This window comes from Streptomyces sp. NPDC048636, from assembly GCF_040650655.1.
Classification (GTDB): domain Bacteria; phylum Actinomycetota; class Actinomycetes; order Streptomycetales; family Streptomycetaceae; genus Streptomyces.
The window spans coordinates 133,395-157,561 of the sequence record NZ_JBEZHR010000012.1 but is presented as its reverse complement, the minus strand read 5'-3'; the positions used below and the strand labels follow the sequence as shown (position 1 = coordinate 157,561).

Annotated in this window: 20 protein-coding genes and 1 other RNA gene; 15 read left to right on the top strand and 6 right to left on the bottom strand. The window is 72.1% G+C overall.

Features of this window, described 5'->3' with window-relative positions:
* Positions 1 to 250 precede the first annotated feature (250 nt).
* Positions 251 to 955 carry an LPXTG cell wall anchor domain-containing protein gene (locus tag AB0C66_RS27910; RefSeq protein ID WP_362444268.1) on the top strand — a complete coding sequence of 235 codons (705 nt, stop codon included), beginning with the start codon at positions 251 to 253 and terminating at the stop codon, positions 953 to 955.
* Between the two features lie 117 nt (positions 956 to 1,072).
* On the opposite strand, the gene AB0C66_RS27905 is transcribed toward AB0C66_RS27910, so the two are convergent.
* The gene (locus tag AB0C66_RS27905) at positions 1,073 to 1,276 is read right to left on the bottom strand and encodes a hypothetical protein (RefSeq protein ID WP_362444265.1); all 204 of its coding nucleotides are present in this window, start codon (positions 1,274 to 1,276) and stop codon (positions 1,073 to 1,075) included.
* Positions 1,277 to 1,603: 327 nt separating this feature from the next.
* Here AB0C66_RS27905 and ftsE point away from each other — a divergent pair, with 327 nt between their 5' ends.
* From ftsE to dacB, 6 genes are all read left to right on the top strand, one after another.
* Complete coding sequence (ftsE, locus tag AB0C66_RS27900; protein WP_362444262.1) at positions 1,604 to 2,293, top strand: cell division ATP-binding protein FtsE; 690 nt, start codon at positions 1,604 to 1,606, stop codon at positions 2,291 to 2,293.
* A gap of 9 nt (positions 2,294 to 2,302) precedes the next feature.
* Positions 2,303 to 3,214, top strand: coding sequence for a permease-like cell division protein FtsX (gene ftsX / locus AB0C66_RS27895; RefSeq protein WP_362444259.1), 912 nt, complete (start codon positions 2,303 to 2,305; stop codon positions 3,212 to 3,214).
* Between the two features lie 68 nt (positions 3,215 to 3,282).
* Complete coding sequence (locus AB0C66_RS27890; RefSeq protein WP_362444256.1) at positions 3,283 to 4,485, top strand: S41 family peptidase; 1,203 nt, start codon at positions 3,283 to 3,285, stop codon at positions 4,483 to 4,485.
* 18 nt (positions 4,486 to 4,503) lie between these two features.
* Entirely contained in the window at positions 4,504 to 4,983 is a 480-nt protein-coding gene (smpB, locus tag AB0C66_RS27885) for an SsrA-binding protein SmpB (protein WP_362444253.1), read from the top strand.
* Between the two features lie 117 nt (positions 4,984 to 5,100).
* Positions 5,101 to 5,470: a transfer-messenger RNA gene (ssrA, locus tag AB0C66_RS27880) on the top strand.
* Between the two features lie 100 nt (positions 5,471 to 5,570).
* Positions 5,571 to 7,157 (top strand): D-alanyl-D-alanine carboxypeptidase/D-alanyl-D-alanine-endopeptidase, encoded by a 1,587-nt coding sequence (gene dacB, locus AB0C66_RS27875; protein ID WP_362444250.1) that lies wholly within the window; start codon positions 5,571 to 5,573, stop codon positions 7,155 to 7,157.
* A gap of 51 nt (positions 7,158 to 7,208) precedes the next feature.
* Here dacB and AB0C66_RS27870 read toward each other — a convergent pair whose 3' ends face one another.
* The 3 genes from AB0C66_RS27870 to AB0C66_RS27860 form a co-directional block, all read right to left on the bottom strand.
* Positions 7,209 to 10,028 (bottom strand): glycoside hydrolase family 3 C-terminal domain-containing protein, encoded by a 2,820-nt coding sequence (locus AB0C66_RS27870; RefSeq protein WP_362444425.1) that lies wholly within the window; start codon positions 10,026 to 10,028, stop codon positions 7,209 to 7,211.
* Positions 10,029 to 10,329: 301 nt separating this feature from the next.
* Entirely contained in the window at positions 10,330 to 10,482 is a 153-nt protein-coding gene (locus AB0C66_RS27865) for a hypothetical protein (protein WP_362444247.1), read from the bottom strand.
* An 86-nt stretch (positions 10,483 to 10,568) separates the two neighbouring features.
* Positions 10,569 to 11,798: an MFS transporter gene (locus AB0C66_RS27860; RefSeq protein WP_362444422.1), complete on the bottom strand. Its 1,230-nt coding sequence runs from the start codon at positions 11,796 to 11,798 to the stop codon at positions 10,569 to 10,571.
* Between the two features lie 183 nt (positions 11,799 to 11,981).
* Here AB0C66_RS27860 and AB0C66_RS27855 point away from each other — a divergent pair, with 183 nt between their 5' ends.
* From AB0C66_RS27855 to AB0C66_RS27830, 6 genes are all read left to right on the top strand, one after another.
* Positions 11,982 to 12,938: a LysR family transcriptional regulator gene (locus tag AB0C66_RS27855; protein ID WP_362444245.1), complete on the top strand. Its 957-nt coding sequence runs from the start codon at positions 11,982 to 11,984 to the stop codon at positions 12,936 to 12,938.
* Positions 12,939 to 13,109: 171 nt separating this feature from the next.
* Positions 13,110 to 14,504, top strand: a complete 1,395-nt coding sequence (locus AB0C66_RS27850; protein WP_362444242.1) for a nitrate/nitrite transporter — start codon at positions 13,110 to 13,112, stop codon at positions 14,502 to 14,504.
* A 152-nt stretch (positions 14,505 to 14,656) separates the two neighbouring features.
* Positions 14,657 to 15,877 (top strand): uroporphyrinogen-III synthase, encoded by a 1,221-nt coding sequence (locus tag AB0C66_RS27845; protein WP_362444239.1) that lies wholly within the window; start codon positions 14,657 to 14,659, stop codon positions 15,875 to 15,877.
* 231 nt (positions 15,878 to 16,108) lie between these two features.
* Positions 16,109 to 16,630, top strand: coding sequence for a sigma-70 family RNA polymerase sigma factor (locus AB0C66_RS27840; protein WP_362444236.1), 522 nt, complete (start codon positions 16,109 to 16,111; stop codon positions 16,628 to 16,630).
* Complete coding sequence (locus AB0C66_RS27835) at positions 16,627 to 17,391, top strand: zf-HC2 domain-containing protein (protein WP_362444233.1); 765 nt, start codon at positions 16,627 to 16,629, stop codon at positions 17,389 to 17,391. Before AB0C66_RS27840 ends, AB0C66_RS27835 begins: the two co-directional genes overlap by 4 nt.
* Before the next feature lie 161 nt (positions 17,392 to 17,552).
* On the top strand, positions 17,553 to 19,934 hold the full coding sequence (locus AB0C66_RS27830; RefSeq protein WP_362444230.1) for a UvrD-helicase domain-containing protein: 2,382 nt from the start codon (positions 17,553 to 17,555) through the stop codon (positions 19,932 to 19,934).
* A 198-nt stretch (positions 19,935 to 20,132) separates the two neighbouring features.
* On the opposite strand, the gene AB0C66_RS27825 is transcribed toward AB0C66_RS27830, so the two are convergent.
* Entirely contained in the window at positions 20,133 to 20,339 is a 207-nt protein-coding gene (locus tag AB0C66_RS27825) for a cold-shock protein (protein WP_362444227.1), read from the bottom strand.
* 261 nt (positions 20,340 to 20,600) lie between these two features.
* Here AB0C66_RS27825 and AB0C66_RS27820 point away from each other — a divergent pair, with 261 nt between their 5' ends.
* Both AB0C66_RS27820 and AB0C66_RS27815 read left to right on the top strand, forming a co-directional pair.
* Positions 20,601 to 22,022 (top strand): NAD-dependent malic enzyme, encoded by a 1,422-nt coding sequence (locus AB0C66_RS27820; protein ID WP_362444225.1) that lies wholly within the window; start codon positions 20,601 to 20,603, stop codon positions 22,020 to 22,022.
* Positions 22,023 to 22,278: 256 nt separating this feature from the next.
* Positions 22,279 to 22,560: an HU family DNA-binding protein gene (locus tag AB0C66_RS27815; RefSeq protein ID WP_014179130.1), complete on the top strand. Its 282-nt coding sequence runs from the start codon at positions 22,279 to 22,281 to the stop codon at positions 22,558 to 22,560.
* Positions 22,561 to 22,746: 186 nt separating this feature from the next.
* Here AB0C66_RS27815 and murA read toward each other — a convergent pair whose 3' ends face one another.
* Positions 22,747 to 24,090, bottom strand: a complete 1,344-nt coding sequence (murA, locus tag AB0C66_RS27810; protein WP_362444222.1) for a UDP-N-acetylglucosamine 1-carboxyvinyltransferase — start codon at positions 24,088 to 24,090, stop codon at positions 22,747 to 22,749.
* Between the last annotated feature and the right edge of the window lie 77 nt (positions 24,091 to 24,167).

Below are 24,167 nucleotides of genomic sequence, written 5' to 3'. Positions count from 1 at the left end.
TTTGGTCACAGTCCTGTACCCATGCATCACTCAAGGAAATGCATAGCGGACATCTCGCACGGAAATGACCTTGACGGTGATTTCAGAACCCGGAAGGCTGACGCGCGGCATGCGTATGTCCTGGGGCGCGTGTGAACGGGGACCGGCGGACCGCCAGTTGCGGCGGTGACCGCGGAACTGCACCCCGACGGCCGTGGCCCCGTGCATAGCTGCTCCATCGACGAGTACAGCTACTGGGGGTAGCAGGCAGATGACGAAGAAGACGCGGTTGCGGATCGCGCGCATAGCAGCCGGCGCGGTGATCGCCGCCGGTGCGTCGCTCACCGCCGCCGGCGCCGCATCGGCCGTGGGTGTGGACGTCGGCATCGGAGGCGTCGGAGCCTCCGTCAGCGCCGACGAACAGGGTGTGGACATCGGCGCGAGCGTCGGCAACCCCGGCCCGACCGACGAGCCCACGGACGACCCGACGTCCATTCCGACGGACCCGCCGACCGGTGACCCGACGGACCCGCCGACCGATGAGCCCACCGACCCGCCCACGGACGACCCGACCGTGCCGCCGACCGGCGAGCCGACGGACCCGCCCACGGACGAGCCGACGGACCCGCCGACCGATGAGCCGACGGACCCGCCGACCAGCGAGCCCACCGACCCGCCGACCGGTGAGCCGACCGATGAGCCCACCAAGCCCGCCCCGGGCGGTGGCGGCGGTGACCAGGGTGGGGACGACTCCAACACCTGCACCGTGGATCTCGACAGCACCAACTGCGACGACAACACGGACACCGACAACGTCGGCTCCAAGCCGGTCGAGCAGGGCAAGGCCAAGGAGCAGCTGGCCGAGACCGGTGCCGGTGAGACCACGTTCCTGCTGCTGGGTGCCGCGACGATGATCGCGGGCGGGATCGGCTTCCGCTTCGTGCCGCGTCTGGTCAACCGCAACAACGTGGCCTGACCACAGGACGTAGCCACGATGGCCTGATCGATTACAGGCCGTGAGCACGACGAGGGGCCCGGAGCGTAGAGCTCCGGGCCCCTCGGTATGTCGGGGTGCTCGGCCTGGGGCCGAACGTCACGCCGTGGCGCCGGCCACCTCATGAGCCAGCACGACCACCGCGATCAGCGCCAGCAGCAGCGCTATCAGGGCGGCCGGCGTCATCCCGCCGAAAAGGCCGTCCTGCTGCTGAAGGCGCTCTCTGCTGGCCCGGCAGACCGGGCAGCGGCCCTCGCTGACCGGACTCGCGCAGTTGGCGCAGACGAGCCTGTCGTACGTCATGCGCTTTCTCCTCCCGCACGGCGGTGCCGCAGTAGACACGGGGCCAACGCTCAGGAAAATCGGTTGGTTCCCCTTCCACTGTGCCAGGTTCCGCCCGGTTCGGCGCGCCCCGTGCGATTCCGTGCCGTAGCCGTACGGGTTCCTGGCCACCACGGATGGCACAGCGGTCATTTTGTCAACCGTTTGCCCCCAATAGTGCCGTGAATAAACGCACCAAGGTGGATCGGCGCTGCGCGGCCGCACACGGTTCGCGTATGGTCACGCACACCGACGGGAGCCGCCCAGGCAGCTGCCCGTACCGCTACCCAGGTCGACCGTGGTGCTTCAGTGATCCGATTCGACAACGTATCCAAGACTTACCCCAAGCAGACCCGCCCCGCACTCCGGGACGTCTCGCTCGAGATCGAGAAGGGCGAGTTCGTCTTCCTGGTGGGCTCCTCGGGGTCGGGGAAGTCCACTTTTCTGCGTCTCCTCCTCCGGGAGGAGCGGGCCAGTCACGGCGCGGTCCATGTGCTGGGCAAGGATATCGCGCGGCTGTCCAACTGGAAGGTGCCGCATATGCGCCGCCAGCTGGGGACGGTCTTCCAGGACTTCCGGCTGCTCCCCAACAAGACGGTCGGCGAGAACGTGGCCTTCGCGCTCGAGGTGATCGGCAAGCCGCGCGCCGCCATCCGCAAGACCGTGCCCGAGGTGCTCGACCTGGTGGGCCTGGGCGGCAAGGACGACCGGATGCCCGGTGAGCTCTCCGGCGGTGAGCAGCAGCGAGTGGCCATCGCGCGCGCGTTCGTCAACCGCCCGATGCTGCTGATCGCCGATGAGCCGACCGGCAACCTGGACCCGCAGACCTCGGTCGGGATCATGAAGCTGCTGGACCGGATCAACCGGACCGGCACCACCGTCGTCATGGCCACCCACGACCAGCAGATCGTGGACCAGATGCGCAAGCGCGTGATCGAACTTGAGAAGGGCCGTCTCGTCCGCGACCAGTCTCGCGGCGTCTACGGCTACCAGCACTGAAAGGACGCCATGCGCGCCCAGTTCGTCCTGTCGGAGATCGGCGTCGGTCTCCGCCGCAATCTCACGATGACCTTCGCGGTGATCGTCTCCGTCGCCCTCTCGCTCGCCCTGTTCGGCGGGTCCCTGCTCATGCGCGAGCAGGTGAGCACGATGAAGGGCTACTGGTACGACAAGGTCAACGTCTCGATCTTCCTCTGCAACAAGAACGACAAGGAGACCTCGGCCAACTGTGCCAAGGGGGCCGTCACCGAGGCCCAGAAGGAAAAGATCGAATCCGAGCTCAAGCAGATGAACATCGTGGAGTCGGTGCACTTCGAGACGAGTGAGGAGGCGTACAAGCACTACAAGGAGCAGTTCGGCGACTCGCCGCTGGCCGACTCGCTGACCCCGGATCAGATGCAGGAGTCCTTCCGGATCAAGCTGAAGGACCCCGAGCGCTATGACGTGATCTCCACCGCCTTCGCCGCCCGGCCCGGGGTGCAGGAGGTGCAGGACCAGAAGAAACTGGTCGACGACCTCTTCAACCTGCTCAACGGCATGAACTTCGCGGCCCTCGCGGTGATGACGCTGATGCTGGTCGTCGCGTTGATGCTGATCGTCAATACGGTCCGGGTCTCGGCGTTCAGCCGCCGCCGGGAGACCGGGATCATGAGACTGGTCGGCGCGTCCAGCTTCTATATCCAGATGCCGTTCATCATGGAGGCCGCCATCGCGGGGCTGCTGGGCGCGGGCTTCGCCTGCGTACTGCTGGTCAGCGGGCAGTACTTCCTGGTCAACAACTGGCTGGTGGACAAGATCGACGTGATCAACTTCATCGGCTGGGACGCGGTGCTCGCCAAGCTGCCGCTGGTGCTGGCGATCGGGCTGCTGATGCCCGCCCTCGCGGCCTTCTTCGCGCTCCGCAAGTACCTCAAGGTGTGACATTCGCCCAGGGCGCCGTACCGGACAACCCGCCGTACGGCGCCCGTTGGTGCCCTACACTCACCGGCATGTCGGGCCCGAGTCTGTTCGTCCAGCCCCGCCGCGTTCGCCGCGGGGCCGCCCTGGCATTGATCTTCGTCAGCGTGCTGGCCACCGGCGCGGCCGTGGGCTCCTGGGACGCGGAGGCGGAGAACGGGCGCGATTCCGCGGCACACCGGATACCGGCGCACTCGGTCATGGGGTCCGTGGAGAGCGACGAGGTGAAGGCGGCCGCGGCCGCCGCCCAGCAGGACGGCAAGTCCGGCTCCGAGGCGGCCCGCGAGGTGGTCAGCCGCAGCGGCGACCGTTGGGGCGCGGTCTACAGCGCCCGTGAGTACGAGGGGTTCCGCCGCAATCTCAACGGTGCCTATGTGGGCACCGGGATCTCCGCCCGCCAGGGCCGCGAGGGCCGGATCGAGGTGGACCGGGTCCAGCCCGGCAGCCCCGCCCGGGAGGCCGGGATCCGCGCCGGTGACCGGCTGCTGACCGTCGACGGCGTCCGGGTGACCGGGCGTCCCGTCACCGATGTCGTCGCCCGGCTGCGCGGCCGCGCCGAGCGGACCGCGGGCAGCTCCGTGGCGCTCGGACTGCGGCGCGACGGGCACAGCTGGCACCGGACCCTGCACCGGGCCCGGCTGGCCACCGAACCGGTGACCGTGGACCGCCTCGGCGGTCCGGACGCCGGGGCCGTCCGTATCAAGGTCGGCTCCTTCACCCGGGGCTCGGGCGAGCGGGTCCGGCGCGCGGTACGGAGCATCCCGGACGGCGAGGGGATCCTGCTCGACCTCCGCGGCAACTCCGGCGGGCTGGTCACCGAGGCCGTGACCGCCGCCTCCTCCTTCCTCGACGGCGGACTGGTCGCCACCTATGACGTCCGCGGTGAGCAGCGCGTCCTCGACGCGAAGCCCGGCGGTGACACCGACAGCCCGCTGGTGGTCCTGGTCGACGGCGGCACCATGAGCGCCGCCGAGCTGCTCACCGGCGCCCTCCAGGACCGCGGCCGCGCCGTGGTCGTCGGCTCCCGCACCTTCGGCAAGGGCTCGGTACAGATGCCCAGCGAGCTGCCGGACGGCTCGGTCGCCGAGCTCACCGTCGGTCACTACCGCACTCCGGCCGGTCGCAGTGTGGACGGGGAGGGCATCTCCCCCGATCTGTCGGTCAAGGGCGACGAGGGACCCGGCGCCGAAGCCCGGGCCCGCACAGTATTGAGTGGCCTCGGGGGCGGGTCATAGTGCGAGAATGTCCTCGCTATGGCTAAAGAGACGGGTCGCAAGCTGATCGCGCAGAACAAGAAGGCGCGGCACGACTACCACATCCTGGACACGTACGAGTGCGGGCTGGTGCTCACCGGTACCGAGGTGAAGTCGCTGCGTCAGGGGCGGGCCTCGCTCGCCGACGGCTTCGCCCAGCTCGACGGCGGCGAGGCGTGGCTGCACAACGTGCACATCCCCGAGTACTCGCAGGGGACCTGGACCAATCACTCCGCGCGGCGCAGGCGGAAGCTGCTGCTGCACCGGGCGGAGATCGAGAAGCTGCTCGGGAAGACCCAGGAGACCGGGCACACGCTCGTCCCACTGGCCCTGTACTTCAAGGACGGCCGGGCCAAGGTCGAGGTCGCCCTCGCCAAGGGCAAGAAGGAGTACGACAAGCGCCAGACCCTGCGGGAGAAGCAGGACCGGCGCGAGACCGACCGGGCGGTCTCGGCCGCCCGGCGCCGCCAGCGGGCCTGACCCGGGCGGCGGGCGCGCCCCGGCGGGCGGGAATCATGTGGCCCCGTCGCGCGTTGTTCACCTATGATGGCGCTGTGCCCCTCCGAGGGCATGGCACCACCTTTGAAAACACCACATGGGGATGATCGGTTTCGACAGCGGCTGTCGAAGCAGGGGAAGCGAGCCGAGGAAGCGGCAATGATCTCGTAAACCATATGTCGCAACCAATAATCGCCAACACCAAGCGCGATTCCTTCGCCCTCGCTGCCTAAGTAGCGACTTGCGAAGTGTCAGCCCGGGGATGTTCCCGACCCGGATCCTGGCATCGACTAGGGAACTAAACCACTAGACCCGGTCACGGGGTGTAGTGGGAAATCAAACAGTGACTGAGCCCGTCGGAGACTTGTCCGCGTGATCTCCGGGGCCGAGAAAATCACAGCGGACTGCGCTCGGAGAAGCCCTGTTTCCGCACCGGTGGACGCGGGTTCGATTCCCGCCATCTCCACTCATCCCATGTACGACGAAGGCCCCGCCGGAAGGCGGGGCCTTCGTCGTGCCACGGGTGGCGCCCTGTCGCCGCGGCCGACCGTGCGGGATGCTCCGGTGGCATGAGGAGACCTGAGAGTCGCGTGAACCGCCGTACGCGCGTCTGGATCTGGCCCGTGGTCATCGGGCTGGCCTGCACGCTCAGCTGGAGCTCCCCGGCCGGTGCGGACAGCTCCCGCCCCGGGCTCGGCCGGGCCATCGACACCCTGCTCGACGACCCGTCGCTGAAGGGCGGCGCCGCCGGGGTGGTGGTCGCCGACGCCGGGAGCGGCGCCATGCTCTACCGGCACCGGCCCGACGACCGGCTGATGCCCGCCTCCAACACCAAACTGCTCACCTCCGCCGCCGCCATGGGAGTGCTCGGCCCCGACCACCGCTTCCGCACCGACGTACTGACCGACGGCACCCGCCACGGCCGCGTGCTGCGCGGCGATCTGTATCTGCGCGGCACCGGTGATCCGACCCTGCTCGCCGCCGACTACGAACGGCTGGCCAGGTCCGTCGCCGACGCCGGGATCCGCCGGGTGACCGGGCGGCTGCTCGCCGACGACACCCGGTTCGACGCCCAGCGGGTCGGCCGCTCCTGGGCCGCCGACGACGAGTCGTCGTACTACGCGGCTCAGATCTCGGCGCTGAGCGTGGCGCCGGACACCGACTACGACGCGGGCAGCGTCATCGTCGAGACCGCACCGGGCGCCCGGCCCGGCGCCCGGCCCACCGTCACGCTCACCCCCAAGACCTCGTACGTACGCGTCGAGAACCGCGCCACCACCGGAGCCGCGGGCAGCGGCAGCACCCTCACCGTCGAGCGGGGCCACGGCTCCAACACCCTCACCCTCAGCGGCAGCGTCCCCGCCGGGGCGGCGGCCGCCAAGGAGTGGGTCAGCGTCTGGGAGCCCACCGGTTACGCCGCCGCCGTCTTCGCCGACGCGCTGGAACGGCACGGGGTGCGCGTCGCCGGTGCCACCCGGCTGGGCCGGGCCACCCCGGACGGCGCCCGGCCGCTGGCCGCCCACCGCTCCATGCCGCTCAAACGGCTGCTGATCCCCTTCATGAAGCTGTCCAACAACATCCACGCCGAGGTGCTCACCAAGGCCATCGGCTATGAGACGGCGGGCCGCGGCACCTGGACGGCGGGGCTGACCGGTATCTCCGACTGGCTGAAGAAGCGGGGCGTGGACGTCGGTTCACTGCGCCAGGTCGACGGCTCGGGGCTGTCCCGTATGGACAACGTCACGGCCGGGCACTTCAGCGCACTGCTGCTGTCGGTGCGGGACGAGCCCTGGTACGCCGACTGGTACGCCTCGCTGCCGGTGGCCTGCGACGCCGACCGCTTCGTCGGCGGCACCCTGCGCACCCGGATGTGCGGCACCCCGGCCGCGCACAACGCCCGCGGCAAGACCGGCACCCTGACCGGCGCCTCCGCGCTCTCCGGGTACGTCACCGACGCGGACGGCAGGGAGCTGGTCTACAGCGTGGTGCTCAACAACTTCCTCGCGCCGTCGGTGAAGAGCCTGGAGGACGCGATCGTGGTCACCCTGGCGAAGTCCGGCGAGGACGGCACACGGCCCATCCGCCCCCGCGCCACCCCCCGCCGGTCCGCCCCCCAGACCCTGGAATGCGCCTGGACCAAACCCCACCCCTGCTGACGCCCGGGTCCGGGGCCGCGGCCCCGGACCCATGGCCGTTCGTCCGCCTCCTCAGCGGAGTGTGAACGTGGTGAGGCGTACGCCTTCGCTGAGGATCAGGTGGATGTCGTGGCGGCCCTTGGCCGAGGTCAGGGGGGCGATCACCGTGCGGTAGGTGTAGCGGGAGCCGGTGCTCGGGATGTGGGCGGTGGCGGCCAGGGGGCCGGTGGGGGAGTCGAGGCGGACCTCCACGGTGGCCGGGCCCGGGGTCTCCTTCGCCGCCCGTACGGTGAACACCGACGCGCCACGGCCCAGCTCCGCGTCCCGGAAGACCAGGCGTCCGCCGTGCGGGCCCGCGGCGACCGCGTCACCGCGCACCTTGGAGGCGTCGACCAGCCGGGTTCCCGCGTAGTCGTCGAAGTCCGCCGCCCGGGTGCGGTGTGCGAGAGCGCGGGCGGGGATCGTCTCGCCGTGGACCCGCCACGCCGTGCGGGTGCGGATATCGGCCGAGGAGGCGCCCACCATCAGGTCGTAGACCCCGCTCTCCACGACCCAGCGGCGCCGGGTGACGTCCCAGTGCGCCAGATCGGCGGTGCGCAGCGGCAGCCGGACCGTGGCGGTTCGGCCGGGCTCCAGCGACACCCGCCGGAACGCCCGCAGCCGCACCCGGGGCTGTTTGTCGCGGGAGGCCCGCTGGTGGGTGTAGAGCTGGACGACCTCGTCGCCCGCCCGGGAGCCGGTGTTGGTGACCGGGACCTCCACCCCGCCCGGGACCCGCTTCACCTGGCCGTAGCGGAACCGGGTGTACGACAGGCCGTGGCCGAAGGGGTAGAGCGGACGGCCGCGGAAGTACTGGTAGGTGCGGTCGGAGCGGATGATGTCGTAGTCCAGGATGCTCGGCAGATCCCGCTCCGAGCGGTACCAGGTCTGGGTGAGCCGCCCCGCCGGGTTCACCCGGCCGAAGAGGACGTCGGCGAGGGCGTGGCCGGTCTCCTGGCCCGCGTGGGTGGTCCACAGCAGCGCGGGGGCGTGCTCCTTCTCCCAGTTGAGGGTGGTGGGGTAGCTGTTCTCGACCACGACGACGGTACGCGGGTTGGCCCGTTCGACCGCCCTGACCATCTTCTCCTGCTGCCGGGCGAGGCCCATGTCGGTGCGGTCGTGGTCCTCCTTGCCGTTGATGAGCGGCATCGAACCGACCACGACGACCGCGGCGTCGGCGCCGCGCGCCGCCTCGGCGGCTTCCCGCGCCCCGTCGCGCCGTACCTCCCGGGTGTAGTGGGTGGCGTCCTCGGCGGTGACCAGGGCGACGGTGCCGTCCTCGCGCGCCGCCAGGTACTGCTTGTCGCCGAACCAGCTCTCCTGGGTGTCGTAGCCCGCGTAGCGCAGCAGACAGGTGCCGTCGGGCTGCCGCTCCAGCCGGAACTGCTGCTGGACGAACCAGCCGTTGGGCTCGGTCTGGTCGTTGACGAGGGTGCCGTCCTCGTGCAGCCCGACGTACCGGCCGTTGGCGACGGCGCGCAGGGCCGCCACCCCGCCGCCCCAGTCGAAGACGTCGAACTGCTCGGCCGCCCCGGCCGGGGTGGCGCTCTCCCTGAGCGGGGCTCCGGCGGTGCCGCCGCCCGCGGTGAGGTAGCGGCCGGTCTCCGCGTTCCGCAGGGCGATGCGGTCCACGCCCTCCCGGCTGGTGACGGAGCCGGTGCCGGAGCCGGACGACGCCAGCCGCTCGGCGATGCCCGCCTTCGGGGTGACCTTGTAGGGCAGGGTGCCGGAGTACCAGTCGGTGTAGAGGGTGTCGGCCAGCGGGCCGACGACCGCGACCCGCCGGGTGCGCGCCGGATCCAGCGGAAGGGTCTTGTCCCGGTTCTTCAGCAGCACCATCGCCTTGGCGGCCGTCTCGCGCGCCAGCGCACGGTGGGCCGGGCTGTTGATGACCGACGGGCCGATGTCGCCGTAGGGGCCGCCGCCCGGGTCGAACTCGCCCAGCCGGACGCGGAGGGAGAGGGTGTGCCGGACGGCCCGGTCCACATCCGGGACGGTGATCAGCCCGCGGTCCAGGGCGCTGTGCAGCGCGGCCCGGGTGGGGCCGGGGTCGGTGTTGTCGTTGGTGAAGCTGTCGATTCCGGCCTTCAGCGCGGCGGCGTCCGCCTCGGGGGGCGTGGCGTAGTAGTTCTGCACCCCCGGCAGCAGATTGCCGGGCCCCTGGGCGTCGGTGACATGGAACAGCTCGCGCCGGGTCCACCGGCGCACGGTGTCGTTCAGATCCGGATTCACCGTATTGGGGCGGCCGTTGACCAGGTTGTACGCCGACATCACCCCGGTCGCGGCATCGGCGGAGAGGGCGGGCTTGAACGCGCCCTCGTCGTACTCGTGCTCGACCCGGGGGCGGAGCTGGGAAGAAGTGGTGGTGCGGTGCCACTCGTTGTTGTTGGCGAGGTAGTGCTTGAGGGTGGGGGCGGTCTTGAGGTGGCCGGGGTCGTCGCCCTCCAGCCCCTTGCCGTACGCGGTGGAGACGGCGCCGGTCAGGAACGGGTCCTCGGAGTAGCCCTCCTCGTTGCGGCCCCAGCGCGGATCGCGCAGCAGATTGACCACCGGGGCCCAGACGTTGAGCCCCCAGCCGGCCGGACGCTCCTGCTGGAAGCCGCGGGTCTCGTCGCCCACGGCCGAGCCGACCCGCCGGACGAGCGCGGGGTCCCAGGCCGAGGCGAGCCCGATCGCCTGCGGGAAGACGGTGGCCTTCCCCAGCCAGGCCACTCCGTGCAGGGCCTCGGTGCCGGTCTTGAACGACCGGATACCGAGCCGGGGGATGGCGGGCTGGTACTGGTGGAGCAGGGAGATCTTCTCGTCCAGGGTGAGCCGGTGCAGCAGATCGTCCACCCGCGTCCGCAGCGGCAGCCGCGGATCGCGGAACGGATGGCCGGTCTGCGCCCCGGCCCGGGCCGGGCCCGCCGGTGGTAAGCCGGTCAGCAGGGCGGCGGCCAGGGCGGCCGCGGTGAGTGCGCGGAGGGCCACGCGGCGGCGGTGGGGCCGGGTGGGGGTGGCTGTCACGAACACGTACGTCCCCTCGGGTAGCGGCGGTTCGACGTCCGGGCGCGAAAACCGCACCGTAGCGCCGCCGTCCACCCGCCCGCGCCCCCCACACCCACGCGTTGCCCCCATCGGCCCATCGGACGACAGGCGAGGCAGCCATCGGATGTCAGGCGTCGCGTCGGCGCCCCGCCCGCCAGCCCGCCAGGAGCGCGGCCGCCGTCCACAGGGCCAGCACCGCCCGCCCCTCCCACGGGCCGACGCCTCCGGCCGGGTCCTCGAGATCGTGCGGGCATACGCCTGGTCGCCGAAGGCGATTCACCGCTCTTCCCGGCGGCGGTACGGCGGTCGGCCGCCTCGTACGGCGAGGACCCTCGTACGGCGAGGACCGGGGCAATGCCGCGCGGCCTAGGAGTCCGGCTTCGTGTCCCCGGCCTGAGACGGCGTCGGGCCGGGCCGCCGTCGGCCGCCGCGCCATCCCGCGAGGGCGGCGGCCAGGGCGAGGGCGGCGGCCACCGCCGGGGTGGTGTACGGCGAGACCGTGCCCAGATGGTCGGCGGTCCAGCCGCCCGCCGCGGCGCCCGCGGAGATACCGATGAGCAGCCCGGTGTAGACCGTGGTCATCCCCTCGTTGAGCCGGGCGGCCGGGACCAGCCGGTGGACCAGCGACATCCCGGTGATCATCGTGGGAGCGGTGGCCATCCCCGCCAGGAGGAGCAGCGGGGCCAGTGTCGCCAGCCGCTCCGCCGCCAGCAGCGGGAGGACGGCCACCGCCATGGCGGCCACCCCCGCCACCAGCCGGGTGGACGGCGCGCCGCGCGGCGGGAGCGCCCCGAAGACCAGCCCGGCCGCGCACGATCCGGCCGCCTGGAGGGCCAGGACCGCGCCGCCCGCCCCGGCACCGCCGAGGGACCGTACGGTGGCGACCGTCGCGACCTCCAGGGAGCCGAACACCGCGCCCGTCGCCAGGAACGTGAGCAGCAGGGCCCGTAGCCCCGGGACGCGCGTCAGCGGGACGGCGCGCTCCCCGGTGGCGGGGCGCGGATGCGGCGGCGGTTCGGTCCGGCGCTGGGCGGCGAACAGCAGGGTGCCGGTCACCAGCAGCGCCGCCGCCATGAGCAGCCCGGCCTCCGGGAAGAGCGCCGTGCACACCACCATGGCCAGGGCCGGGCCCGCCATGAAGCACACCTCGTCCACCACCTGCTCGAAGGAGGCGGCCGTGTGCCGGGCGGCCGCGTCGTCGTGGTGGAGCGCCGCCCAGCGGGCGCGGGTCATCGAACCGAGGCTGGGGACCCCGGAGGAGCCCGCCGCGCACAGGAACAGCGCCCAGGCCGGGGCGTCGTGGTGGACGCACAGCACCATCGCGGTGGCGCCCAGCGCGAACACGGCCACCGAGGGCACCGCGACCCGCGCCTGTCCGTACCGGTCCACCAGCCGTCCGAGCGGCGGTCCGGTGACCGCGGTGACCGCCACCCCGGTCGCCGAGACGGCACCCGCCAGCGCGTAGGAGTCCCGCGCCATGGCGACCATGAGCACATGGGCGACGCCGAGCATCGCCCCCGGCAGCCGTCCGGCGAACGCCGCCAGCGTGAAGGCCAGCGCACCGGGGGCGGCGAAGAGCCGTCCGTACGGGGTCAGAAACGCCGTACGGCGGCGCGGACGGCGACGGGTCCGGCCACGGGCGGGCGGCGGCGGGACACGGCGGACGACGGGCCGGGAGGCAAGGAAAAGGATCACCCCCTTACGGTCCCGGCCGCCCCCGTCACCGGTCCAACACCTGATCGGGCCCCATTGACGCATCTGGGTTGTCAATATGGAGGGGTGAACCGGGATATCGAACCGCGACTGCTGCGGGCCTTCGCCGCCGTCGCCGACGAGCTGCACTTCACCCGTGCCGCGGCCCGCCTCTATGTGGCACAGCAGGCGCTGAGCCGCGATATCCGCAGGCTCGAACGGGAGCTGGGCGCCGAGCTGTTCGTCCGCACCACCCGTCAGGTCGCCCTGACCGCCGAGGGCGAGCGGCTGCTGCCGTACGCGCGGCGGGTGCTGGCGGCACAGGACGAGCTGGCCGCGGCGGTCGGCGGCGGGACCGGCCGTCCGCTGCTGGTGGACGTGGGCGCGCCGGTGAGCACCGGCAGCCGGGTGCTGGACGAGGCGCGGCGGCGGCTCACCGCCGACACCGAGCTGGTGGCCCGCTACCACAGCGGGCTCACCGGCGCCGCCGCCGAACTGCTCGCCGGACGCCTGGACGTCTCCTTCGGCCGCGCCCGCGGTCTGGACCCGGCCGTGCTGGCCGGTCTCGAGCACCGGCCGGTGCGCTACGAACGGCTCGCGGTGGTGCTGCGCGAGGACCATCCGCTCGCCCACCGGGAGCGGATCCCGCTGGCCGCCCTCGCGGGCGAGACCCTCTACGCCGCCGCGGGCAACGCCTCCACCGCCGAATGGACCGATCTGGCCCGGCAGTTGTTCGCGGGGCGCGGGATCGCGATGGCCGAACCGTTCCCGGAGATCGAGGGCGACGCGGAGTTCATCCGGGTGGTGACCAAACGGCGCTGGTCGGTGCTGGCGAGCGAGGTCTTCATCGATCTGCCCGGTACGGTGCTGCGCCCGCTGATCGACCCGGTGCCGCTCTCACCGGTCTCCGTCGTCTGGCGCCGGGGGCTGCGCCACCCCGGGCTGACCGCCCTGCTCGCCGCCGCCCATGACCTCGGCGCCCGGCACCGCTGGCTGGACCGGCCCCGTCACGCCTGGCTCCCGCGCCCGGAGGCGGCGCACTGACACCGGGCGGGCCCCCGCGCCCCATGGCTGTACGCCCCACGGCCGTACGCCTCACCGCCCCGCGTTCCGCCGGGTGAGAGCAAGGTTTCGCCGGTGTCACCTGCCGCCACAGCGCGGTAACGCGCCGTCCCTAGCGTCGGCGGGGACACCGAGCACCGTGGAGGCGACGCGATGACTGCCCCGACCACCACCACCGCACGCAAGGGGGGCCGCTGGATCGAGCGGTGGGACCCGGAGGACGAGACCTTCTGGCGGCAGACGGGCCGCCGGACCGCCGCCCGCAACCTGGTCTTCTCCATCCTCTCCGAACATATCGGCTTCTCCCTGTGGAGCCTGTGGTCGGTGATGGTCCTGTTCATGGGGCCCGAGTACGGGGTGGACCCGGCCGGGAAGTTCTTCCTGGTCGCGATGCCGACCCTGGTCGGCGGGGTGCTGCGGGTGCCGTACACCTTCGCCGTGGCCCGCTTCGGCGGGCGCAACTGGACGGTGGTGAGCGCCGCGCTGCTGCTCGTCCCGGCCGTCGCCGCCGCCGTGGTGATGGAGCCCGGCACCTCGTACACCACGTTCCTGGTGGTCGCGGCGGTCACCGGGGTGGGCGGCGGCAACTTCGCCTCCTCCATGACCAACATCAACTCCTTCTACCCGCTGCGCGAGAAGGGCTGGGCGCTCGGCCTCAACGCCGGGGGCGGCAATATCGGCGTGCCCGTCATCCAGCTCGTCGGCCTGCTGGTCATCGGGACGGCGGGGGCCGCCCATCCGCGGCTCGTGCTGGCCGTCTACCTCCCGCTCGTGGTGGTGGCGGCGGTGCTCGCGGCGCTGTTCATGGACAATCTGGCGCCGGTGCGCAACGACACCGGCGCGGCCCGGGAGGCGGCCCGCGACCCGCACACCTGGATCATGGCGCTGCTCTACGTCGGCACCTTCGGCTCGTTCATCGGCTACAGCTTCGCCTTCGGTCTGGTGCTCCAGAACCAGTTCGACCGCACCCCGCTCCAGGCCGCCTCGCTCACCTTCATCGGCCCGCTGCTCGGCTCGCTCATCCGCCCGGTCGGCGGGCGGCTCGCCGACACCTACGGCGGGGCGCGGATCACCCTGGTGAACTTCGCCGCCATGGCCGCCGCGACCCTCGTGGTCGTCTACGCCTCGGCCCAGCGCTCCCTGGGGATCTTCCTCACCGGCTTTATCGCGCTGTTCGTCCTCAGCGGTCTGGGCAACGGCTCCACCTACAAGATGATCCCCGGGATCTTCCAGGCGAAGGCCGTCGCCCGCGGCCTCGCGGGGGAGGAGGCCGCGGCGTACGGGCGGCGGCTGTCCGGCGCGGCGATGGGGCTGATCGGGGCGGTCGGCGCGGTCGGCGGGCTGGGGATCAACCTCGCCTTCCGGCAGGCGTTCCTGACCGCCCACTCCGGCACCCCCGCCTTCGTCTCCTTCCTGGCCTTCTACGCCCTGTGCTCCGTGCTCACCTGGGCCGTATACCTGCGCGCCGGCTCCGCCGCGGGCGGGACGAGCGCGGCCGGGACACATGAACCGCGGTCCCGGCGGCAACCCGCCTACGCGGACATCTGAGCCCGCGTGCAACGGCTGTACGGCCGGTGGGAAGCCCTCGGCCGTACAGCCCGTTACACCTGGGTAACCTCCGCGAACCGCGACCGTCATGGGACGGCGGCAGGATGCGGGATCCGGAGGCGCCCATACGACAGTGAATCGGGACGAGAACCATGCACCGAGACCAGAACAGCGCGGCGGGCGGCGCCTCTGCGCCCCGGCCTCCGGCGAGCGGCGCGGCCACCGGGGACGCCCCCGTCGGCCCGCTGGCCGGGTTCACCGTCGGCGTCACCGCGGCCCGCCGGGCGGACGAGCTCGGCGCCCTCCTGCGGCGCCGCGGCGCCGAGGTGATGCACGCGCCCGCGCTGCGCATCGTGCCGCTCGCCGACGACTCCGAACTGCTCGCGGCCACCAAGCGGCTGCTCGACCACGCCCCCGACGTGGTCGTGGCGACTACCGCCATCGGCTTCCGCGGCTGGGTCGAGGCGGCCGACGGCTGGGGGCTCGGCGAGGCGCTGCTGGACCGGCTGCGCGGCGGGCGGCTGCTGGCCCGCGGGCCCAAGGTGCGCGGCGCGATCCGCGCCGCCGGCCTCACCGAGGAGTGGTCACCGGTCTCCGAGTCGATGGCCGAGGTGCTGGACCGGCTGCTGGAGGAGGGCGTCGACGGCCGCCGGATCGCCGTCCAGCTGCACGGCGAACCGCTGCCGGGCTTCGTGGAGTCGCTGCGCGCCGGGGGAGCGGAGGTGGTCGGGGTGCCGGTCTACCGCTGGATGCCGCCGGAGGACATCGGCCCGGTGGACCGGCTGCTGGACGCCACCGTCGCCCGGGTCCTGGACGCGGTCACCTTCACCAGCGCCCCCGCCGCCGCGAGCCTGCTGGACCGGGCCGAACAGCGGGGCATGCGCGAGGAGTTGCTCGACGCGCTGCGCCACGATGTGCTGCCCGCGTGCGTCGGCCCGGTGACCGCGCTGCCGCTGACCGCCCACGACGTGCCGACCAGCCAGCCCGAACGGTTCCGGCTCGGCCCGCTCGTACAGCTGCTGGCCCGTGAACTCCCCGGCCGCGTCCGGTCGTTGCCGGTGGCCGGACGACGGCTGGAGATCCGCGGCCATGCCGCGGTCGTCGACGGCGAACTGCGCGTCGTACCGCCCGCGGGCATGGCCCTGTTGCGCGCCCTGGCCCGGCGCCCCGGCTGGGTGGTCTCCCGGGCCGACCTGCTGCGCGCGCTGCCGGGCGCGGGGCGGGACGAGCACGCGGTGGAGACGGCGATGGCCCGGCTGCGGACCGCGCTGGGCGCCCCGAAGCTGATCCAGACGGTCGTCAAACGCGGCTACCGGCTGGCATTGGACCCGGCCGCCGACGCCAAGTACGACGACCTCCCGCCCAAGAAATGACGCAGGCCCCGGATGGGGGGACCGGGGCCTGCGGGGCGGAGATGGGGAGGGAGCCCTTCCTGGTAACCGGCCCCCGCCCGGGGCCGGCTTCTCGGACTCCAGTACGTACCGAATACCCGGAAGCGTTCAGTCCGGAATTGGGGCGAACGTCACAGGAATCCCGGTGAACGCCGTGCCATTCCCGCCCGTACCCCCCTCGACCCGGCGGCTTGCGTACGCAAAGATGCCCTCGTGACCGAGAGGACGACACCGGACGACGCGCTGATGCGCGCGCTCTACGCGGAGCACGCGGGCCCGCTTCTCGCCTTCGTCCTGCGCCTGGTGGCGGGCGACCGGCACCGCGCCGAGGACGTGGTCCAGGAGACGCTGCTGCGGGCCTGGCGCAACGCGGACCAACTCCAGCGCGCGGGAGGGTCGGTGCGCCCCTGGCTGGTGACCGTGGCCCGCCGCATCGTCATCGACGGCCACCGCCAACGCCGCGCGCGCCCCCAGGAAGTCGACGCCTCACCCCTCGAGGTCATGCCCGCCGCGGACGATATCGACCGCGCCCTGCGGCAGATGACCCTCTCCGACGCCCTCGCCGATCTCACCGATGCGCACAGACAGGCGCTCGTGGAGACATACTTCAAGGGACGGACGGTGAGTGAGGCGGCCGAGGTGCTGCGCGTACCTCCGGGGACGGTGCGGTCCCGGGTCTTCTACGCGCTGCGCTCCCTGAAGCTCTCGCTCCAGGAACGGGGGGTGACGGCATGATGCCGGCAGCGGACGACCAGCAGCACACGGCCGTCGGCGCCTACGCGCTCGGCGTTCTCGACCCCGCCGACGCGGCACGCTTCGAGGAGCACCTCATCGGCTGCGACCGGTGCGCCGCCGAGCTCGACGAACTGATGGGCATTCCGCCGCTGTTGGCCGAGTTCGCCACCGCCCCCGACGGACGGCCGCTGCCGGATCCGGCAGGGCTCACCGCCCGCCCCGGGCCCGAGTTGCTCGACCGGCTGCTGTCCGATGTCAGCGCGAAGCGCAAGGCGTCCGGCAGACGGCGTCTCTACCTCGTCGCCGCGGCCGCCGCCCTCATCGTCGGCGGCCCGCTCGCGGGTGCGGCCCTCACCTCCGCCTCCTCCGACGACGGCGGCGGCGGCAAGCCGGTGGCGGCGGCCAAGCAGGTCTACGACCAGGGGCAGAGGAAGTTCACCGCGGTCGACCCCGTCACCAAGGTGGACGCCTCCGTCTCCCTCGAACAGAAGGGCTGGGGCACCGCCGTCGCCCTCAAGCTGGGCAATGTGAAGGGCCCGCGCTCCTGCGACCTGGTGGCCGTCGGCAAGGACGGCCACGAGGAGACGGTGACCACCTGGGCCGTGCCCACCTCGGGCTACGGCGTCAAGGACGGCGACGGCTCCCGCTGGAGCAAGGAGCCGCTGTACGCCCAGGGCGGCGCGGCGATGAACCAGGAGGACATCGCCCGGTTCGAGATCCGCACCCTGGACGGCGAGCGGCTGGCCAAGGTCGAGCTCTAGGCCCCGTCCGCCCCGTCCGCCGGACAGCGTCCACACGGTCACCGCCGGAAACGGCGGTGACCGTTCCGACCTGCGCACCGGACCCGTACGGGAGACACCCGACACGGCGCAAAAGGGGTGTACGGTTGACGGCTGCCCTAGGGACACAGAAGGGGGCTTGGGTGGCCGCGCAGAACGCCACGCATGACAGCCGCACGGCTCCGCCGCCGGGCGGCGGGGACGGGATCCGGGACCGCGAGGTCCGGACCGAGCAGGCACATCTGGACCGGGTGTACCGGCGTCTCGAGGAGAAGATCCACGAGGCGGAGTTCCTCATGGACGACGCCGCCAAGCGCGGCCAGGTCGGCACGCCCGGCGCGCTCGCCGAGCGGGACGCCCAGGTGTTCCGCGCCGGAGTCCACCTCAACCGGCTGAACAGCGAATTCGAGGACTTCCTCTTCGGCCGGATCGATCTGCTCCTCGGCAAGGACGGCGCCCGGGGGCCGGACGGCGCCTACACCTCCGTGGAACCCGCCGACGAGGCCATTCGCTCCGCGGAGGACGGCGACCGCGCCGAGATCGCCGAAACCCTGCACATCGGCCGCATAGGGGTGCTGGACGCCGACTACGCCCCGCTGGTGATCGACTGGCGGGCGCCGGCGGCCGCGCCGTTCTACCGCTCCACCCCGGTCGCCCCCGGCCGGGTGGTCCGCCGCCGGGTCATCCGCAGCAAGGGCCGCCGGGTGCTCGGCGTCGAGGACGACCTGCTGCGCCCGGAGCTCACCGCCACCCTGGACGGCGGCGCGCTCCCGGTGGTCGGCGACGGGGCGCTGATGGCCGCGCTCGGCCAGGCCCGCGGCCACACCATGCGCGACATCGTCGCCTCCATCCAGGCCGAACAGGACATGGTGATCCGGGCCCCCGCCGCCTCCGTCACCGAGGTCGAGGGCGGCCCCGGCACCGGTAAGACGGCCGTCGCGCTGCACCGCGCCGCGTATCTGCTCTACCAGGACCGGCGGCGGTACGCGGGCGGCATCCTGATCGTCAGCCCCACCCCGCTGCTGGTCGCCTACACCGAGGGCGTGCTGCCCTCGCTGGGCGAGGAGGGGCAGGTCGCCATCCGGGCGGTCGGCTCCCTGGTGGACGGCGCGGAGGCCACCACCTACGACGAGCCGGCGGTGGCCCGGATCAAGGGCTCCTCGCGGATGCAGCGGGTGCTGCGCAAGGCGGCCCGCGGCGCCCTGGAGCTGCCCGGCGGCGGCAGACCGGCCGCGGCCACCGGGGCGAGACCCGACGGCCCGCCCGAGCGGCTGCGAGTGGTCGCCTTCGGCGCCCGTGTGGAGCTGGAGGCCGATGAGCTGGACCGGATCCGCCACCACGCGCTGGGCGGCACCGCCCCCGTCAATCTGCTGCGCCCCCGCGCCCGCAGGCTGCTGCTGGACGCGCTGTGGGCGCGCTCCGGCGCCCAGCGCCGCTACACCGACCCCGAACTGGCCGCCGAGGCCCGCGAGGGGTTCGACGAGGACATCTCCACCGAGGACGCCTTCCAGGAGTTCCTGGACGCCTGGTGGCCCGAGCTGACCCCGCGCTCGGTGCTCGCCGCGATGGCCGACGAGCGGCGGCTCGGCCGCTGGTCCCGCCGGGTGCTCAATCCGCGCGAGACCCGGCTGGTGGCCCGCTCCCTCACCCGGCTGGGCGAGGACGGCCAGGGCCCGCTGTCCGTCCATGACGTGGCGCTGCTGGACGAGCTCCAGACGGTCCTGGGCGCCCCCGTCCGGCCCGCCGCGCCCCGTGAGGCGGATCCGCTGGACCACCTCACCGGACTGGAGGAGCTGACCACCCACGCGGAGCGGACCGCCCAGCGCCGCGCCGACCGGCTGGAGCGCGAACGCGCCGACTACGCCCACGTCATCGTGGACGAGGCACAGGATCTGACGCCCATGCAGTGGCGGATGGTGGGGCGGCGCGGCCGACACGCCACCTGGACGGTGGTGGGCGACCCCGCGCAGAGCTCCTGGTCGGACCCGGACGAGGCGGGGGCCGCGCGGGACGAGGCGCTCGGCACCCGGCCGCGCCGCCGCTTCACCCTCACCGTCAACTACCGCAATCCGGCGGAGATCGCGGAGCTGGCGGCCAGGGTCCTGGCGCTCGCCATGCCCGGTACGCCGTCCCCCGAGGCGGTCCGCTCCACCGGTGTGGCACCGCGGTTCGCCCGGGGCCGCAACGGCGACGTGGGCGCGGCGGTACGGGCGGAGGCGGTCCGGCTGCTGGGCGAGGTGGACGGCACGGTCGGCGTCGTCGTCGCCATGAACCGGCGTGAGCGGGCGCGTGGATGGCTGGACGGCCTGGGCGACCGGGTGGTGGCGCTGGGCAGTCTGGAGGCCAAGGGGCTCGAGTACGACGCGACGGTCGTGGTCTCCCCGGCGGAGATCGCCGATGAGTCCCCGGCGGGGCTGCGGGTGCTGTACGTGGCGCTGACCCGGGCCACCCAGCGGCTGACGGTGGTGTCGGGCAAGCGCGACGCACCGGACGCGGACGGCGTCCCGGACCTGCTGCGGGAGTGACGGAAGGGGCCCGCCCGAGGGCCCCGGAAATCAACCCCCGAGGAGGGAATCGCTTCCGGGGATGGTTTGTTAGCCTTGCTGTGGCACCGGCTCGATCCAAGCCCCCGGGCCCAACCTTCGTCGCTTCGAGCGACCACTTGCCGCGAGGCGAGCATGGCGGGTCGGTGCCACCCTACGCATCCGGAAGAGGTCCGCGTCCTAGCCCAGGACGCGGACCTCTTCGGCTTGCGGACCCTTGCGGCCCTGGACGATCTGGAACTCCACCCGCTGGTCGTCGGCGAGGCTGCGGTAGCCGCTCCCGTCGATCGAGCTGTAGTGGACGAAGACGTCCGGCCCGCCGCCCTCCTGGGCGATGAATCCGTAGCCCTTTTCGGCGTTGAACCACTTGACGGTGCCCTGAGCCATGCCGGCGCTCCTCTGTCCCTCGACTCTGTGCGCGCCAGAGCCTAGGACGGCGGGGCCGCGGGACACTCCGCCTCGCGGGCGGTTCGCGCGAAGGAGTGGGGCTTTTCCACTCCGCTGACCCCACTCTCGTATGTCAGAACAATATGTCCGAAAGTCGGGCCGGGTTACCTGGTACCGGAAGGTAGGTGTAACCATCTGAGGATGGCGGCCGCTACCCCGTGGCCGCATACCTGAAACAAGGGAAAGCAGAGGAAGACGGCCATGGCAACGGCGCCCAGCGTCTCGTACTCGATGACGGTCAGGCTGGAGGTGCCCGCGAGCGGTACCGCGGTCAGCCAGCTGACCACGGCCGTGGAGTCCTCCGGTGGCTCCGTCACCGGCCTCGACGTGACCGCCTCCGGTCACGAGAAGCTCCGTATCGACGTCACCATCGCCGCGACCTCCACCGCCCACGCGGACGAGATCGTCGAGAAGCTGCGGGGCATCGACGGAGTCACCCTCGGCAAGGTCTCCGACCGTACGTTCCTGATGCACCTCGGCGGCAAGATCGAGATGTCGTCGAAGCACCCGATCCGCAACCGTGACGACCTCTCCATGGTCTACACGCCCGGTGTCGCCCGGGTCTGCCAGGCGATCGCGGACAACCCCGAGGACGCCCGGCGGCTGACCATCAAGCGGAACAGCGTCGCGGTGGTCACCGACGGCTCCGCGGTGCTGGGCCTGGGCAATATCGGCCCCAAGGCCGCGCTGCCGGTCATGGAGGGCAAGGCGGCCCTCTTCAAGCGGTTCGCGGGGATCGACGCCTGGCCGCTCTGCCTGGACACCCAGGACACCGACGAGATCGTCGCGATCGTGAAGGCCATCGCGCCGGGCTTCGCCGGGATCAACCTGGAGGACATCTCCGCGCCCCGCTGCTTCGAGATCGAGGCCCGGCTGCGCGAGGCCCTGGACATCCCGGTCTTCCACGACGACCAGCACGGCACCGCGATCGTGGTGCTCGCGGCCCTGACCAACGCGCTGCGGGTGGTCGACAAGAAGATCGGCGATGTGCGGGTGGTGATGTCCGGCGCGGGCGCGGCGGGCACCGCCATCCTGCGGCTGCTGATCGCCGCGGGCGTCAAGCACGCGGTCGTGGCCGATATCCACGGGGTGGTGCACGCCGGGCGCCAGGACCTGGTCTCCGCCGACCCGGAGTCCCCGCTGCGCTGGATCGCCGACAACACCAACCCCGAGGGCGTCACCGGCACCCTGCGCGAGGCGGTGCGGGAGGCCGACGTCTTCATCGGCGTGTCCGCCCCGAACGTGCTGGGCGGCGAGGACGTGGCCGCCATGGCGGATGACGCGATCGTGTTCGCGCTGGCCAACCCCGACCCCGAGGTGGACCCGGCGATCGCCCGGCAGACCGCCGCCGTGGTCGCCACCGGCCGCTCCGACTTCCCCAACCAGATCAACAACGTACTGGTCTTCCCGGGTGTCTTCCGCGGGCTCCTGGACGCGCAGTCCCGTACGGTGAACACGGAGATGATGCTGGCGGCGGCCCGCGCGCTGGCTGATGTGGTCCACGACGACGAGCTCAACGCGAACTACATCATCCCCAGCGTCTTCAACGACAAGGTGGCGGGCGCGGTCGCCGGAGCGGTGCGCGACGCGGCCAGGGCTGTGACCGGTACCACGGCGGTCTAGGCCGGGCACGGCGCGTCGCATGCTGTGGGGTCCACGGCGCACCCATAGGGTGGCGGGCAGAAAAACGACCGCCCTGGCGCTTTTCGTGTGACTCATCCGGGGTTCCGGATTGGCTTTCCCGCCACAGGTGGGGGCAGGATGCGTTCCGGGCGCGAGGGTCTGAACAGCAGACCCGGGTCCGGGGACTGTCCGAGGGCCCTGGCAGCATCGGCTTCGATCTCACGCCTCATTGGCAAGATGAACACGGGAGTACAACATGAACCGCAGTGAGCTGGTGGCCGCTCTGTCCGAGCGCGCCGAGGTGACCCGCAAGGACGCCGACGCCGTTCTGGCCGCCCTCGCAGAGGTGACCGGCGAGATTGTCGCCAAGGGCGACGAGAAGGTCACCATCCCCGGCTTCCTGACCTTCGAGCGGACCCACCGTGCGGCCCGCACCGCGCGTAACCCGCAGACCGGCGAGCCGATCGAGATCCCGGCCGGCTACAGCGTGAAGGTCTCCGCGGGCTCCAAGCTCAAGGAAGCCGCGAAGGGCAAGTAACCGTCTGTACGAAGGGGCGGCCATCCGGTGGGGTGGCCGCCCCTTCGCCTTGTTCCGGGGCCGCTGAGCCGCCTTCTGGCGCCGTTCTCGCCCCGTACACACCGCGCGCCGGGCCGCTTGGAGCGGCCCGGCGCGCGGTGTCGTGGCCGGTCGCGGGGCGGAATGCCTGGAGTCGGCCGGTATGTCTCAGATGGTGTCGCCACCGCCCGGCAGCTCGACCTTGGCGCCCAGCTCCATCAGCTTCGCCATGAAGTTCTCGTAGCCGCGGTTGATCAGGTCGATCCCGTGCACCCGCGAGGTGCCCTGCGCGGCCAGTGCCGCGATCAGGTAGGAGAAGCCGCCCCGCAGGTCGGGGATGACCAGATCGGAGCCCTGGAGCCGGGTGGGGCCGGAGACAACCGCCGAATGGAGGAAGTTCCGCTGGCCGAAGCGGCAGGCGGAGCCGCCCAGGCACTCCCGGTAGAGCTGGATGTGCGCACCCATCTGGTTGAGCGCGGAGGTGAATCCCAGCCGGGACTCGTAGACCGTCTCGTGCACGATGGACAGACCGGACGCCTGGGTGAGGGCGACCACCAGCGGCTGCTGCCAGTCGGTCTGGAAGCCGGGGTGGACGTCGGTCTCCAGTGCGATGGCGTTGAGCTTGCCGCCCGGGTGCCAGAACCGTATGCCCTCGTCGCCGATGTCGAACGCGCCGCCGACCTTCCGGAAGGTGTTGAGGAAGGTCATCATCTCGCGCTGGCGGGCGCCCCGGACGAAGATGCTGCCCTCGGTCGCCAGGGCCGCGCTGGCCCAGGAGGCGGCCTCCAGGCGGTCCGGCAGGGCGCGGTGGTTGTAGCCGCCGAGTCTGTCCACACCGGTGATCCGGATGGTCCGGTCGGTGTCCATGGAGATGATGGCGCCCATCTTCTGGAGCACGCAGATGAGGTCTTCGATCTCCGGTTCGACGGCGGCGTTGGAGAGCTCCGTCACACCCTCGGCGAGCACCGCGGTCAGCAGCACCTGTTCGGTGGAGCCCACCGACGGGTACGGCAGCCGGATCTTGGTGCCGCGCAGCCGGTGCGGGGCCTCCAGGTACTGGCCGTCCGCGCGCTTCTCGATGGTCGCGCCGAACTGGCGGAGCACATCGAAGTGGAAGTCGATCGGACGGCCGCCGATGTCGCAGCCGCCGAGGCCGGGGATGAACGCGTGGCCGAGGCGGTGCAGCAGCGGACCGCAGAAGAGGATCGGGATCCGCGAGGAACCGGCGTGCGCGTCGATGTCGGCGACGTTGGCGCTCTCCACATGCGTGGGGTCGAGCACCAGTTCGCCGGACTCCTCGCCGGGGCGCACGGTGACCCCGTGCAGCTGGAGCAGACCGCGGACCACCCGGACATCACGGATGTCGGGGACGTTGCGCAGCCGGCTCGGCGCACTGCCGAGGAGAGCGGCGACCATGGCCTTCGGCACGAGGTTCTTCGCGCCGCGGACACGGATCTCGCCCTCGAGCGGGGTGCCGCCATGGACGAGCAGGACATCGTTCTCGCGGGTCATCTGGTCTCGCGTTCCTGAGACGGGCAAGGGGCCAAAGGGCAAGAGTAATGGCCGCGCGGACCCCCTCCATAAGCCTC

What these genes read in the sequence shown, in the direction of transcription:
- AB0C66_RS27850 (WP_362444242.1), top strand. Translation starts at nt 13,110, where the DNA reads ATGACTGCCCCGACCACCACCACCGCACGCAAGGGGGGCCGCTGGATC.
- AB0C66_RS27825 (WP_362444227.1), bottom strand. Translation starts at nt 20,339, where the DNA reads ATGGCTCAGGGCACCGTCAAGTGGTTCAACGCCGAAAAGGGCTACGGA.
- AB0C66_RS27820 (WP_362444225.1), top strand. Translation starts at nt 20,601, where the DNA reads ATGGCAACGGCGCCCAGCGTCTCGTACTCGATGACGGTCAGGCTGGAG.
- AB0C66_RS27905 (WP_362444265.1), bottom strand. Translation starts at nt 1,276, where the DNA reads ATGACGTACGACAGGCTCGTCTGCGCCAACTGCGCGAGTCCGGTCAGC.
- AB0C66_RS27910 (WP_362444268.1), top strand. Translation starts at nt 251, where the DNA reads ATGACGAAGAAGACGCGGTTGCGGATCGCGCGCATAGCAGCCGGCGCG.
- AB0C66_RS27835 (WP_362444233.1), top strand. Translation starts at nt 16,627, where the DNA reads ATGATGCCGGCAGCGGACGACCAGCAGCACACGGCCGTCGGCGCCTAC.
- ftsX (WP_362444259.1), top strand. Translation starts at nt 2,303, where the DNA reads ATGCGCGCCCAGTTCGTCCTGTCGGAGATCGGCGTCGGTCTCCGCCGC.
- AB0C66_RS27845 (WP_362444239.1), top strand. Translation starts at nt 14,657, where the DNA reads ATGCACCGAGACCAGAACAGCGCGGCGGGCGGCGCCTCTGCGCCCCGG.
- AB0C66_RS27890 (WP_362444256.1), top strand. Translation starts at nt 3,283, where the DNA reads ATGTCGGGCCCGAGTCTGTTCGTCCAGCCCCGCCGCGTTCGCCGCGGG.
- AB0C66_RS27815 (WP_014179130.1), top strand. Translation starts at nt 22,279, where the DNA reads ATGAACCGCAGTGAGCTGGTGGCCGCTCTGTCCGAGCGCGCCGAGGTG.
- dacB (WP_362444250.1), top strand. Translation starts at nt 5,571, where the DNA reads ATGAGGAGACCTGAGAGTCGCGTGAACCGCCGTACGCGCGTCTGGATC.
- murA (WP_362444222.1), bottom strand. Translation starts at nt 24,090, where the DNA reads ATGACCCGCGAGAACGATGTCCTGCTCGTCCATGGCGGCACCCCGCTC.
- smpB (WP_362444253.1), top strand. Translation starts at nt 4,504, where the DNA reads ATGGCTAAAGAGACGGGTCGCAAGCTGATCGCGCAGAACAAGAAGGCG.